Genomic DNA, 14,266 nt, shown 5'->3' on the forward strand with positions numbered 1-14,266 from the left:
TGTGCTGGCGACAATAGCAAGAGTGAACCACCTGATCCCTTCCCGAACTCAGAAGTGAAACCTCTTAGCGCTGATGGTAGTGTGGGGTTACCCATGTGAGAGTAAGTCATCGCCAGCTCATTAATTCAAAACACCCCCTTAGCTTAATGCCTAAGGGGGTGTTTTTTTATCGGGGTAAAGAAAAAGTAGTGAAATAAAATTTTATTAATATAAAATTCACATAATATTTTATTAAAATGCTTCAACTAGAAATTAACTTATATTTAAAAAATATAATATTATTTGAAATAAATATTATATAAAAAATTAATCTATATTTTTTTAGATGTAATCAATTAGTCGAATATCATGGTAATGAATAGCAAATTGCATGTCATTTTAATATTAAATTAGTCTTTTTAATACAATAGGATAGAATGCATTTCACAAAGAAATACTCATATTCTTTGGTCTTATTGTGTTTGGGTTCTCTCATACATATATTTTGTTTAATGAAATTTAACTTAACAAGTATTGTTAAGTATGGACAAGTACTCATGGGAGATGAGAACGATGATGACGGAAAAAATTGATGTAAATTCGGTTGTAGATAACGCGAAATTTACACCATTTCATTTCAATGTACTTGCTTGGTGCTTACTCATTATTTTGTTTGATGGCTACGATTTAGCAATTAATGGTGTGGTATTGCCACTGTTAATGGAAGATTGGGGATTAAGTGCCGTTCAAGCTGGAATGTTGGCAAGTACTGCTTTGGCTGGGATGATGTTTGGCGCGATGATTTTTGGTTCTTTAGCCGATAAAATTGGTCGTAAGAAAGTCATCATGATCTGTATCGTTTTATTCAGTGGATTAACATTTGCTGGCGGTTTTGCATCAAATCCAACAGAGTTTGGTATTTTACGCTTTTTAGCTGGTTTAGGTATTGGTGGTGTAATGCCAAACCTTGTTGCTTTGACTTCAGAATATGCACCAAAGAAAATGCGTAGTACCTTAGTGACAGGCATGTTTAGTGGCTATGCTGTTGGTGGTGTAATTGCTGCGTTATTAGGTGCATGGTTTACCCCAAGTTTTGGTTGGGAAATTATGTTTTTTATTGCGGGTATTCCATTGTTTTTACTCCCAGTGATTTGGAAATTTTTACCTGAATCTATCTCATTTATTGTAAAAGAAAATCGACAAGCTGAAGCGCGGAAAATCGTACGTCGTCTTGCACCAAATGTTCAAGTGACTGAAACGACTCAATTTACATTACCTGAAGAAAATGTTCCAGAAGCAGCTAACGTTGTGAGCTTATTCCGTCGTGGACGTGCTGTGAATACGATTCTATTTTGGATTGCATTCTTTACATGCTTATTAACGATGTACGCATTAAGTAGCTGGTTGCCAAAACTAATGATGGCTGCAGGCTATTCAATGGACAACAGCTTAATGTTTATGATGGTAATGAATATTGGTGCTGTGATTGGTATTGTTGGCGGTGGTATTTTAGCAGACCGATTCCATCTTAAACCTGTATTGATGTTCCTTGGTATTATGGGTGCGATTGTGATGAGCTTAATGGGCTTTCAATCGAATCAATTTTTACTTTATATCTTAGTTTTTCTTGCTGGTGCAGCATCTATTGGTTCGCAAATGTTGTTATACAGCTATGTTGCACAATATTATCCATTAGCTGTGCGTTCAACAGGTATTGGTTGGTCATCTGCAATTGGTCGTATGGGAGCAATTGTCGGTCCAATTTTAATTGGCGGATTATTGGGAATGAGCTTACCTGCATATTTCAACTTTATGGCAGTAGGTTTACCTGTATTAATTACAGCAATAGCAGTTGCTTTAATTATGAATGATAAAGATGTAGAAACAATTGAAGCAAAAAATACGATCCCTGCAAAAGTTTAAGTAACTTAGTAAAAAAGCTCCGAAATTCGGGGCTTTTTTATATTGTGATTAATAAAGTGAAAAATCCCCTCTATCTTTCGATAGTGGGGCTTTATATTCAGTAAAGGAAACGGCTGTTGTACCTAGCATCCTGCTGTCTATTATGTTTTTCTTTTTATTCGTTTTTATATTGAGACTTTCCTGTCTCTGTATGAGTTAAATATAAAAGAAATAAAAAATGGTGCATATTCGACATTTTCTGAATTAACTGTACGAATTTACTTACATAGTATAAACATCAAATATTTCTTAAAACTAATGAAGAGATAAAGAACTAGGCGCATTATATAAGGCAAGTAAATATAAATGTTTTGAAGAATGAGGATGTTGCAATGACTGAAAGCAATCAAAATATCAAAGATTATCCACTATATGTTGCAGGTAATGCTTACAAAACTGAAAAATGGTTAGATGTGCAGGATAAATATAAACAGTCTACATTTGCACGTGTAGCATTAGCAGATGATAAAACAATACAAAAAGCTATTTCATCTGCGGTAAAAGCAGAAAAGGCAATGGCAGCTTTAGAGCCATTCCAAAAGCAAAAAGTTCTTTTGCACTGCGTAAAGCGTTTTAATGAAATGCGTGAAGAGTTAACTGAAATTTTAATTGCTGAAGGCGGTAAGCCACGTAATGCTGCAATCGCTGAAGTAGAGCGTTTAATTAATACTTTTCAAATTGCCGCAGATGCTGTTACACAAATAGATGATGGTCGATTACTACCACTAGCAGTGACAGCAGCAGCATCGGGTTATCAAGGTTTTGTAAAACAAGTTCCTATTGGAGCCGTGTCTTTAATTAGCCCTTTTAATTTTCCACTCAATTTAACAGCACATAAAATTGCACCTGCTATTGCGGCAGGTTGCCCTTTTGTTTTAAAGCCCGCAAGTTTAACGCCTATTTCAGCACTTAAAATTGCTGAAGTTTTAGCAGAAACGGACTTACCTAAAGGAGCATTTTCAGTTTTACCTTGCCCACGTGAACACGCAGATGTTTTAGTTACAGATGACCGCTTTAAGCTTCTGAGTTTTACAGGTTCAGATGTAGTGGGTTGGGATATGAAAGCTCGTGCAGGTCGTAAAAAAGTGACTTTAGAGTTAGGTGGTAATGCTGCTGTATTGGTTGAACCTGATACTGAAATAACAGATGCTTTTATTGATCGAATTATTGGTGGAGCATATAACCATGCAGGACAAGTCTGCATTAGCGTGCAGCGTATTTTGGTTCATGCTGATATTTATACTGATGTGAAGAAGAAATTAGTTGTTAAGCTCAAAAAAATTAAAGCAGCAGATCCATCTTTAGACACAACATTAGTGGGTCCAATGATTAAAGATGCTGAAGCCATTCGTTTGAAAAAGTGGGTAGATAAAGCCACTAAAAAAGGGGCAAAAGTGCTTTCGGGTGGTAGTGTAAAAGGTGTGATGTTCGAGCCAACACTTCTTGAAAATGTAGATGAATCACTTGAAGTTTATAAAGATGAAGTTTTTGGACCTGTTGCAATCATTGAAAAATATAAATCCTTTGAACAAGGTATAGATAAAATCAACACGAGCCGTTTTGGTTTACAAGCAGGTGTATACACTCAGAACTTAAATAAGATGATGTATGCATGGAATAACTTGCATGTTGGTGGTGTTATTATTAATGATATTCCATCTTTTCGTGTTGATAATATGCCGTATGGTGGTGTGAAAGATTCAGGATTAGGACGTGAAGGAATTCAATCTGCTATTCGTGATATGCAAGAAGAACGCGTTTTAGCGCTAAAGCTGTAATCTTTTAAATATAGGGCTTTAAATCTGCAACTATAAAAATATGGTTGCAGATATTGAGAAAGAATAATAACAATTTATAAGAATAAAATTTTAGTTATTACATCTCGTCTTTGAATTACTCACAACATTGGTTTGGGGTATTCAGTAAACAAATATTCTTTATGATTATAAGATCATAGGTCACTATCGTATGAGTTGAGATAAGTAAAACTATAGTTTGTGTTAAATCTACTCTATAATTTTTAAGTTATTTTGCAAAACATGATTAATTTTTAATCCTTTATTATAAAAATGATTATAAAAACTAAAAAATTTGCAAATAATGCACAAAAATAAGTAAAAACTCGTTATTGTGGTTTTCATATAAGACACGCATTTTAAAATGGACTTTAAGCAAGGCATTTTGACTGTGTTCTGTTTGGTATTTAGAACAAGATGCTCAAAAGGCGTAAAACTAAATCGGACAAAAAATATTTTAAGCGGTCGCTTTTTTGCTTGCGAATATCCTAATAACAAGCAGCAGGAGAGTACCCAAAATTTAGGTGTTTTATGACAAATTCTCGTGAAAATTGGTCTGCGCGATCAGGCTTCATTATTGCCGCAATTGGTTCAGCCGTTGGTCTTGGTAATATCTGGCGTTTCCCATACGTTGCTTATGAAAATGGTGGTGGTGCATTTTTAATCCCGTATTTAATTGCAATTTTCGCAGCGGGTCTTCCATTATTATTCTTAGACTATGCAGTAGGACATAAGTTCCGAAAAGCACCACCAACAGCCTATAAAAAGCTCATGAATAGTGAAGCATTAGGTTGGTGGCAAGTGATGGTAACGCTCATTATTGGTATTTACTATGCAAGCGTACTGTCTTGGGCTGGTAGTTATATTTACTACTCTATTGGTCAAAAATGGGGTGAAGATACACAAGGCTTCTTCTTTAATACGTATTTACAAAATGGTACAGGTTTAGAGTTTGGTTTTGTTCCAACACTATTCTTTGGATTGGTAATTGTTTGGGCAATTACGATGTTCATTTTATATGGCGGTGTAAAGAAAGGTGTTGAACTTGCGAACAAAATTTTCATTCCATTATTAGTTGTTTTATTCACTATTATGGTGATTCAAGCTGTTCGCTTGCCAGGTGCGACTGAAGGGTTAAATGCCTTCTTTACACCAAACTGGGAAGCAATGACCAACTATAAAGTGTGGCTTGCTGCATTTGGTCATATCTTCTTCTCGTTATCTATTGGTTTCGGGATCATGTTGACTTACGCATCATATTTAAAAACAAAAACTAACTTAACAGGTTCAGGTGTTGTAGTTGCATTGGCAAACTCATCATTTGAAATTTTGGCTGGTATTGGTATTTTTGCTGCATTAGGTTTCATGGCATATAGCTCTGGTGTACCTGTAAATGAAGTGGTTTCTGGTGGTATTGGTTTAGCATTTATTGCCTTCCCTAAAATTATTTCAAGCTTAGGTGCTGGTGGTGATTTATTTGGTTTCCTCTTCTTCTCATCACTTGCTGTAGCTGGTGTTACTTCTATGGTAAGTATTTTAGAAGTGCCTATTGCCTCTTTCCAAGATAAATTAGGTTGGTCTCGTAAGAAAGCCGTAACAATTGTTGCTGGTGGCTCTGCCATTGTTTCAACACTTATTTTCTCAACAAAAAGTGCAATCACATTTGTAGATATTATTGACTACTTTGCGAATAACATTGGTATTGTATTGGGTGGTTTACTTTCTATTGTGTTAGTAAGCTGGTTCCGTCGTCCGTTATTGGCGCAGTTAAAAGACCATATTAACCAATATTCAAGTATTAAACTGGGTAAAGGTTGGGACTTCTTACTGACTGTAATCACACCACTTTCATTATTAGTTGCTTTAGGTTTAACGTTTAAAGCAGTATTAACTGAAGGTTATGGTGGTTATGCTCCTGAAGTATTATGGCCAGTAGCAGGTGCTGTACTTGCCGTATTTATTATTGGTGCAATTGTATTTAGTTGCTTAAAAGATAAAGATTCTGAGGAGAACTAAGATGAATACATCGGCAACAGTTATGTTGATTATTTCAACAGTTTTACTTTGGGGGGGGTTAATTTTGGCAACAGTGCACTTAATTAAACATCCTGATGAAGACGAATAATCGTTAAAACAAAAAGGAACCGTTAAGGTTCCTTTTTTATGGCTTAATCTAAATAAATCTAAAATTAAAGCTTTTCAATACGGCAGTAATAGAAACCATCACCATGACCAACATGTGGTAAAAGTTGGCGACCGTGAATTTGTTCAATACCCCAATCTGCTTCAATTTTAACTTCTTTAGCATCTGAATGATTTTTGAAAAACTCAACCATTTGCTGTTCATTTTCAGCTTTTAAAATTGAGCAAGTAATATAAAGCAATGTGCCACCAACTTTAAGCTGTTGCCACATATTTTCAAGAATTTGCTTTTGTAGTTCTACCGTTTTAGCAATATCTGTAGATTGACGAAGTAAACGAATATCAGGATGACGACGCATTACACCAATAGCAGAACAAGGTGCATCAAGCACAATACAGTCTGCTTGTTCAGGTGATTTCCACGTTATAGCATTTGCAGTGATAATTTCAACATGCTTACCATCTAGAACCAAACGCTCTAAATTTTCAGAAACACGTTTTAAACGCTTTTCATCTTGGTCAAGCGCAATAAGTTTGCGCACATCAAATGTTTCTAAAATGTGAGCTGTTTTTCCGCCTGGCGCAGCACATGCATCAATAACAAATTTATCGTCTAAATTGGGTAATAATGTTGCACAAAGTTGAGCGTGTTCATCTTGAACAGAAAAACCACCTGCTTCAAAACCGGGTAAGCTTGGAATGTGTAGACTTTCATCCATTACAATACCTACGTCTGAAATTTCACAACGATGCGCCTCGATACCTTCATCTTCTAAAATATCGAGGTATTCATCGCGACCAACTTGGCGTGTATTTACACGTAAAGTAAGTGGTGCAACTTGCTTAAGTTCATAACTAATTTCAGCCAAATGCTCTGGCCAATCTTTTTTCAAACGCTTAGATAACCAACTTGGTAAACCTGGTGCTTGTTCAAGCACATCATAAAACTGTTCAGTTTCACGTGTTGCACGACGTAAAATCGCATTCACCACGCCACTTAAACTTTCCATGCCAAGTTGTTTAGCCGCTTCAACAGTTTCAGAAATTGCCGCATGTGCTGCAACTCGAGTACATAGCAATTGATATAAACCAAGATAAAGGCACGTTTCTACAACTTGGTTTTCTAATGGTTTTGCAAGTAAAGGCAATGTTAACTGTTTAAGCGAATGCCACTGACGTAAACAACCTAATACGAGCTCATGATAAAGCGCACGGTCTTTATCCGACACAATATTCATATGCTGAGCCAATACGGATTGTAACGATTGACCATTTTGGACAGCCAATAAAGTTTTCACAACCTGAGCACGTAAGTTGAGGTTTTTACCCGAGGCGTGGGGAGATTGCTTCATTATAAAATTTGTCCAATATTTAATTTTTGGGTTTGCATAATTTGCACGGCATTGAGAGGTTTAGCCCCAGGCCATTGGAGAGATGTGAGTGTAATCACAGTATTATTTGCACAAGCAACATGTACACCATGTTTATCTATAGCAAGAATTTCCCCTATTTTAGCATTGTTTGTAGTCAGGGAAGAGATTTGTGAATTCCAAATACGTAAGTTATTTTTTTCATCTAAAACAATAAAAGCTACAGGCCAAGGATTGAATGCACGAATATTTAAATCAATTTGTTTTGCATGAATTGACCAATCAATTTGTGCCTCTGCCTTAGAAAGCTTATGTGCATAAACGGTTAAAGCTTCATCTTGAACTTCACGATCATTTAAATATTTTTGTAAGCTTTCCTCTGTTTCCAATACTTGAACAATTGCTTCTGCACCTTGTATTGCCAATTTGTCATGTAAGCTTGCAGAGGTATCTGTCGCTTCAATTGGGCAAACTGTTTTGAACATCATGTCACCAGTATCTAAACCTGCTGCCATTTTCATAATGGTCACGCCAGTTTCAGAATCACCAGTAGCAATAGCACGTTGAATAGGCGCTGCACCGCGCCAACGTGGAAGTAATGACCCGTGAATGTTTAGGCAACCATATTTAGGAGTGTCTAAAACCACTTGAGGCAAAATTAAACCATAAGCAGCAACAACCATTACATCAGCATTAAGTGCTTTTAGTTCTGCTTGTGCAGCCAAACCTTCTTCGGTCGAAGATTTAAAATGCAACGGTTGATAGACAGGAATATTGTGTTCTAAGGCAAGCTGTTTAACAGCAGATGCCGTTAATTTTTGTCCACGCCCTGCTTTACGATCTGGTTGAGTGTATACCGCAACAATCTCATGATTTGTATTCATTAAAGCAGCTAAAGCAGATGCTGCAAACTCAGGCGTACCTGCAAAGATGATTTTCACACATCAATTCCAACGAAAAATTGCATTTATTATATGCGATTTAATGTGTTAAGTAGAAAATGTTAAAAATTGAAAGGGGAATAACACTAATGAAGCTGTCTATTTTTAAATATTTATAACTGAGTAACCTTGGGGGGAAAGCATAAATGGGCGAATTTAAATAATAAATTTAAATTTATTTATCTAAGATTTATTAGATGAAATGTTAATTTTTTTGTAATGTAAAAGTATTAAGAAAAGTGTGTTTTAAAGACTAATTTTATGGAGAAATTTAACAAATTAATACAAAAAATAAGTCAACTATTTTAGTTTTTCTAATTAGATCACTATAAGTGAATCTTGGATTATCAATGTTTGAGTATAGTAAGTGTTTAATAAACATGGCTATATGTATTTCAAAATAATGTTAAATTTCACGCTAAAAATAAAGTGACATATATAATTCAAAATAAATTTTATGTGATGCGCTTATCCTTTTTTTATTGATTTTGTGTTTTTTGTTGTTAATACTTGAGCAAAATATATATCAATTTACTTTTAAAAGTAAAAAAATATAAGAGCAAGATTAAATGAATAAAGTATATAAGTTAGTTTGGAGTCAAACTACAAATTCTTGGATTGTTGCATCTGAGCTTGCAAAAGGTAAGAAGAAATCATCAAAAGTGGCAGGCGTTGTTTCGGCAGCGACTTTGGTTTTGTCTATGGATCAAGTCGTATATGCCGCATTTACAGGAGATGGTGGTAGTGCGACAGGGTTAAATTCTATAGCTATTGGTTCGGGGACTAATGCTGCGGGTGAAAATGCAATTGCAATTGGTAAAAATGCATTTGCAGACTCATTAACGAGCACGGCTATAGGGTTGAATGCTAAGGCTTTAGCAGGTGGTGCATCGGCTATAGGTCAATCTGCAAATGCTTCTGGCGTTAACTCTTTTGCTATAGGGAAAGATTCAGTTGCTTCAGCTCTTAATGCTATTTCTTATGGAGTAGGGGCTAAAGCAACTGCAGGTGGAGCGACAGCAATAGGGAGTATGTCAATATCATCTGGTACCGATTCGAGTGCATTTGGTCGTGGGTCTTTATCTGATGGTGTAACTAGTGTTGCGATAGGTTCATATTCTAGGGCTATTTCTGAAAATAGTACGGCACTAGGCTCGTATTCAAGTGCTGAGGGTATTCATTCGATTGCGCTGGGTCGTAGTGCACAAGCATTAGCGGGTGGATCAATTGTTTTGGGCTATCAAGGAACTGCAACAGCTGCGGCTACAGATAGTATGGTACTTGGTCGTGGTGCAACAGCTTCTGCACAAAATGCAATGTCTATCGGATATTTTTCTAGTGCGGGTGGTTTGAATTCTATAGCGCTAGGGAATACAGCAAATGCATTAGCTGGCGGATCAATTGCGCTAGGTTCTGGAAGTATTACGACTGTTGGTGCTGTAGATAGCGTGGCACTTGGTCGGGGTGCAAAAGTCTCTGCACAAAATGCAATATCTATGGGTTATTTTTCTAATGCGAGTGGCTTGTATTCTGTCGCATTGGGGAATATGGCAAATGCATTGGCTGTAAATGCGCTTGCACAAGGTACAAATGCTCAAGCCACAAGTGCAAATACTATGGCAATTGGTACAAGTGCGCTTGCCTCAGGTGCTTCATCAATCGCACAGGGTTTAAATGCTCAAGCAACAAGTGAAAATGCTGTGTCAATTGGTGTTAATGCAATAGCAAAAGGCAATAATGCATTTGCTGCGGGTACTGGTGCTTCTGCTGTTACTAATGGTACAGCGGTGGGTTATGGTGCTATAGCTGCCAATAATGCAACTGCTATGGGCATAGGTTCTAATGCGGCTGGTCAATCGAGTGTTGCCATAGGTCATGATTCAAAGACATCTAATACCAATGCTGTTGCATTAGGTTATCAGGCAAATGCTTTAAATACTTATGCAACTGCACTGGGTGGCCAATCTGTTGCATCTGGAGTGTCATCTACAGCAGTGGGGCCTGGGGCTCAAGCAGCAGGAGACAGGAGTGTTGCTTTAGGTCGAAAAGCAACTGCTATAGGCAATGAATCAATTTCAGTAGGTAATTCAGCAAATGCGAGTGCAGACAATGCACAAGCAATTGGTATGAGTGCAATTGCATCGGGTGTTTCATCAATTGCTCAAGGTGCAAATGCTCAGGCAACAAGTGCAAATACTATGGCAATTGGTACAAGTGCGCTTGCCTCAGGTGCTTCATCAATTGCACAAGGTTTGAATACTCAGGCAACAAGTGAAAATGCTGTGTCAATTGGTACAAGTGCGCTTGCCTCAGGTACTTCATCAATCGCACAGGGTTTAAATGCTCAAGCAACAAGTGAAAATGCTGTGTCAATTGGTGTTAATGCAATAGCAAAAGGCAATAATGCATTTGCTGCGGGTACTGGAGCTTCTGCTGTTACTAATGGTACAGCAGTGGGTTATGGTGCTATAGCTGCCAATAATGCAACTGCTATGGGCCTAGGTTCTAATGCAGCTGGTCAATCTTCTATTGCTATGGGTCACGATACAAAAGCAAGTGGTAATTCATCTTCGGCATTAGGTTATCAAGCAAATGCATCTAATACAAATGCTGTTGCATTAGGTTATCAAGCAAATGCGCTAAATAGTTTTGCAACTGCACTAGGTGGTCAATCTGTTGCATCGGGACTATCTTCTACAGCTGTGGGGCCTGGGGCCTAAGCAATCGGAGATAGAAGTGTTGCTTTAGGTCGTAGAGCAAATGCTACAGGCAATGAATCAATTTCAGTAGGTAATTCAGCAAATGCGAGTGCAGACAATGCACAAGCAATTGGTATGAGTGCGATTGCATCGGGTGTTTCATCAATTGCACAAGGTGCAAATGCAATTGCAAGTGCTGTCAATACAGTTGCAATAGGTAATGGAGCTACTTCAAGTCTTGTAAATAGTGTGGCATTAGGTAGTGGTTCTACAACAACAGCACCAACGGGAACAGGTTTCATAACGGGTACAGCAGTACCAACGTCTGTAGTGTCAGTCGGTACAACTTCAAATTTGCGCCGTATTCAAAATGTAGCAGATGGCTCAGCAATGCAAGATGCTGTTACCGTGGCACAATTGTTAAAAGCACAAGAGAACATTGGTAATATTATTGGTCCTTCCGCAACATTGGACAATGGTAACTTAACTACTACAAATATTGGTGGTACTGGTAAAAATACAATTGATGCTGCATTAAAGGTTGTTAAAACAGAAGTGGCCAAAGGTCAGAACACGACCGTTACAACAGCAACAGGCACAAATGGTCAAACGATCTATACCGTAAATGCAGATAGCAGTTCAGTGAGTGGTTCCACTGGGGTGAGCGTGATTGCGGAAACCCAAGATGCCGATGGTAATACGAACTATGTCGTAGATCTCTCTACAGCGACCAAAGAACAAATTAAGTCAGGTACAGACGCTGCAAATACGGTATCGACACAAGGCTTTAACCTTCAAAGCAGGAGACAATACATCGACTGATGCGAAGAAGTTAGGAGATACAGTCACGATCACCGGTGATAGCAATATCACAACGACAGCGGATGCCAATGGCGTACAAATCAAACTCAATGATAGCCTGACTTTAGCAGGAACCCTAAGCTCCAATCAGGTGACCGTTGGTGATACCACGATTAGCCAAAGTGGAATCTATGCGGGTAATAAAGTGATTACAGGAGTCGCTGCGGGTGTAAACAACACAGATGCAGCGAATGTTGGTCAGATCAAAGCCTCAAAAACAGAAGTGGCCAAAGGTCAGAACACGACCGTTACTTCTACAACAGGCACAAATGGTCAAACGATCTATACCGTGAATGCAGATAGCAGTTCAGTGAGTGGTTCCACTGGGGTGAGTGTGACAGCGGAAACCCAAGATGCCGATGGCAATACGAACTATGTCGTAGATCTCTCTACAGCGACCAAAGAACAAATTAAGTCAGGTACAGACGCTGCAAATACGGTATCGACACAAGGCTTAACCTTCAAAGCAGGAGACAATACATCGACTGGTGCGAAGAAGTTAGGAGATACGATTTCGATTATGGGCGCTGCAACAAATACAGACTTTAGTCAGTCAGATGCAGGTAAGAACATCTATACGCAAGTCGATGACAAAGGCAATATTGTTGTTGGATTGGCGAAGGATTTGGTCGATCTGACAAGTATTACGGTGAAGAATGGTACAGATGGAAAAGATGGCACAACTGTTATAGGTCAAGATGGAATTAGTGTTACAGGTCCAAAGGGGCCGAATGGAGAACCTGGTAAGACAACGACTATTACGGGTGGAACGATAGAAACAGAAACAATTCGCCTTACAGGTAAAGATGGTAAAGATGGTGTTGACTTAACATTAGATTTTGTTGATGGCTTTGTAGAATATGAGCGGAATAAAGATGGCAGTATCAATAAAGACAAGATTATCTTAGCAGGGACACCAAGTACATCGACGAAGAATGCCGATGGCACCATTACGACAATAGGCGGTACAGTCATTAGTAATGTTGCGAGTGCAGGAGATTACAAAGATGTTGCGAATGCAAGTAAGGCAGTCAATGCAGGTGATTTAAACAATGCAGTAGCAAGTGCTACGACAGAGTTGGCAAATAAAGGTCTTCACTTTGGAGCGAATTCAGGCGATCTCTATAAAGCGAAATTAGGAGATACGATTTCGATTATGGGCGCTGCAACGAATACAGACTTTAGTCAGTCAGATGCAGGTAAGAACATCTATACGCAAGTCGATGACAAAGGCAATATTGTTGTTGGATTGGCGAAAAATCTAACGTTAATAGACGGTAGCATTAACTTTGGTGGCACAGCCATTAACAATACAGGTTTAACAATTTTTAATGGTCCTAGTATTACAGTATCGGGTATTAATGCAGCGGGTAATAAGATTACTAATGTCGCAAAAGGTATAGATGATAATGATGCTGTTAATGTAAGTCAGTTGAAAGCTCTAGAAGATAACTTTAAAAATTATACAGGTGGTATTACTTCTGGTGTTGGTAATATCGCTGTAAGTGGTAATTCTGGAGTTGAGTATAAATCAACGACAGATGTTAAAGTTGTTATTAAAGGTGATGATGCAAATACTACTTTTGCAAACTCTGATGAAGGGAAGAATATTTATACTCAAGTAGATGCAACTGGTAGTGTTACTATTGGCTTAGCCAAAAATGTTGACTTAACAGCTGATGGTAGTTTGGATGTAGGTACCACGAAGGTTGTAGATGGTGAGATCACTGGTTTAACTAATAAAGATTTGTCAGCAAGTGATTTTGGTGAGGTAGGTCGTTCGGCAACAGAAGAACAACTCGGTCTTGTTAAAGCAGATGTAGATAAAAATACAACCAATATTCAAAGCTTAACAACTCAAATTAATAACTTAGATATTGGAAAAGGTTTAGTTCAGCAAGCTGATCCAACAGCAGAAATTACTGTAGCAAAAGATACAGGTGGTACAGTTGTGAATATCCAAGGTAAAGATGGTGTGGATCGGACTATTTCTGGCGTATCTGAGGGTGTTAAAGGGAACGATGCTGTTAACGTCAGTCAATTAAATAAAGTATTAGGTGGTGAACTTGATTCTGTAACAAATACATATATTGCACCAAATTATAACGTTGCTGGTAATACATACAATAATGTTGGTGGTGCTATTGATGCATTAGATAAAGCAGATCAAGCAACTAATACAAGAATTGATAATTTAACAAATAATATAGAGCAAGCTTTCTATAATACAAACAGTCGTATTAATGATGTAGAAAAACGTGCAAATGCTGGTATTGCAGCGGCTATGGCTCTTGAGTCGGCACCATATGTTCCAGGCAAATTTACGTATGCTGCTGGTGCTGCATATCATGGTGGTGAAAACGCAATTGGTGTGACATTAAGAAGAACAGCTGACAATGGACGTTGGTCTCTAACAGGTGGTATTGCTAAAGCAAGTGAAGGAGATGCAAGCTTCCGTATAGGTATTAGTGGTGTAATTGACTAAGTAAATACATAAGTTTATAAAAAAGGGAAAT

7 protein-coding genes, 1 rRNA gene and 3 pseudogenes are annotated in these 14,266 nt (G+C 37.8%); 9 read left to right on the forward strand and 2 right to left on the reverse strand.

From position 1 onward, the window contains the following. Positions 1–3 precede the first annotated feature (3 nt). The 5 genes from rrf to AC5YC8_RS10620 all read left to right on the forward strand — a co-directional run bounded on the left by rrf (position 4) and on the right by AC5YC8_RS10620 (position 5,862). A 5S ribosomal RNA gene (gene rrf, locus AC5YC8_RS10600) occupies positions 4–118 on the forward strand. Positions 119–552: 434 nt separating this feature from the next. Further along, positions 553–1,902: an aromatic acid/H+ symport family MFS transporter gene (locus AC5YC8_RS10605; protein WP_496164499.1), complete on the forward strand. Its 1,350-nt coding sequence runs from the start codon at positions 553–555 to the stop codon at positions 1,900–1,902. 371 nt (positions 1,903–2,273) lie between these two features. Then, positions 2,274–3,719, forward strand: coding sequence for an aldehyde dehydrogenase family protein (locus tag AC5YC8_RS10610; protein ID WP_496164500.1), 1,446 nt, complete (start codon positions 2,274–2,276; stop codon positions 3,717–3,719). A gap of 549 nt (positions 3,720–4,268) precedes the next feature. After that, positions 4,269–5,753, forward strand: a complete 1,485-nt coding sequence (locus tag AC5YC8_RS10615; RefSeq protein WP_496120516.1) for a sodium-dependent transporter — start codon at positions 4,269–4,271, stop codon at positions 5,751–5,753. A gap of 1 nt (position 5,754) precedes the next feature. Then, the gene (locus AC5YC8_RS10620; RefSeq protein WP_496120515.1) at positions 5,755–5,862 is read left to right on the forward strand and encodes a methionine/alanine import family NSS transporter small subunit; all 108 of its coding nucleotides are present in this window, start codon (positions 5,755–5,757) and stop codon (positions 5,860–5,862) included. A 64-nt stretch (positions 5,863–5,926) separates the two neighbouring features. Here the strand turns inward: AC5YC8_RS10620 and rsmB are convergent, their stop codons facing one another. Together rsmB and fmt are read right to left on the reverse strand one after the other, a co-directional pair. After that, on the reverse strand, positions 5,927–7,231 hold the full coding sequence (rsmB, locus tag AC5YC8_RS10625; RefSeq protein WP_496164501.1) for a 16S rRNA (cytosine(967)-C(5))-methyltransferase RsmB: 1,305 nt from the start codon (positions 7,229–7,231) through the stop codon (positions 5,927–5,929). Beyond that, entirely contained in the window at positions 7,231–8,190 is a 960-nt protein-coding gene (gene fmt / locus AC5YC8_RS10630) for a methionyl-tRNA formyltransferase (RefSeq protein ID WP_496164502.1), read from the reverse strand. The genes rsmB and fmt overlap by 1 nt, the downstream gene beginning before the upstream one ends. A 569-nt stretch (positions 8,191–8,759) precedes the next feature. On the opposite strand from fmt, the gene AC5YC8_RS10635 reads away from it, so the two are divergent. From AC5YC8_RS10635 to AC5YC8_RS10650, 4 genes and pseudogenes are all read left to right on the forward strand, one after another. Further along, a complete protein-coding gene (locus AC5YC8_RS10635) occupies positions 8,760–10,910 on the forward strand; it encodes an ESPR-type extended signal peptide-containing protein (RefSeq protein WP_496164503.1) in 2,151 nt (716 codons plus the stop codon). A gap of 3 nt (positions 10,911–10,913) precedes the next feature. Continuing rightward, positions 10,914–11,081: pseudogene (locus tag AC5YC8_RS10640) on the forward strand (YadA-like family protein); the annotation flags it as partial. A gap of 6 nt (positions 11,082–11,087) precedes the next feature. After that, positions 11,088–11,319, forward strand: a pseudogene (locus AC5YC8_RS10645) (hypothetical protein); the annotation flags it as partial. Positions 11,320–11,910: 591 nt separating this feature from the next. Then, positions 11,911–14,235 (forward strand): annotated as a pseudogene (locus AC5YC8_RS10650) (YadA-like family protein); the annotation flags it as partial. Positions 14,236–14,266 lie beyond the last annotated feature (31 nt).

This window comes from Acinetobacter sp. FY731 (genome assembly GCF_059515905.1).

What these genes read in the sequence shown, in the direction of transcription:
- rsmB (WP_496164501.1), bottom strand. Translation starts at nt 7,231, where the DNA reads ATGAAGCAATCTCCCCACGCCTCGGGTAAAAACCTCAACTTACGTGCT.
- AC5YC8_RS10615 (WP_496120516.1), top strand. Translation starts at nt 4,269, where the DNA reads ATGACAAATTCTCGTGAAAATTGGTCTGCGCGATCAGGCTTCATTATT.
- AC5YC8_RS10605 (WP_496164499.1), top strand. Translation starts at nt 553, where the DNA reads ATGATGACGGAAAAAATTGATGTAAATTCGGTTGTAGATAACGCGAAA.
- AC5YC8_RS10635 (WP_496164503.1), top strand. Translation starts at nt 8,760, where the DNA reads ATGAATAAAGTATATAAGTTAGTTTGGAGTCAAACTACAAATTCTTGG.
- AC5YC8_RS10610 (WP_496164500.1), top strand. Translation starts at nt 2,274, where the DNA reads ATGACTGAAAGCAATCAAAATATCAAAGATTATCCACTATATGTTGCA.
- AC5YC8_RS10620 (WP_496120515.1), top strand. Translation starts at nt 5,755, where the DNA reads ATGAATACATCGGCAACAGTTATGTTGATTATTTCAACAGTTTTACTT.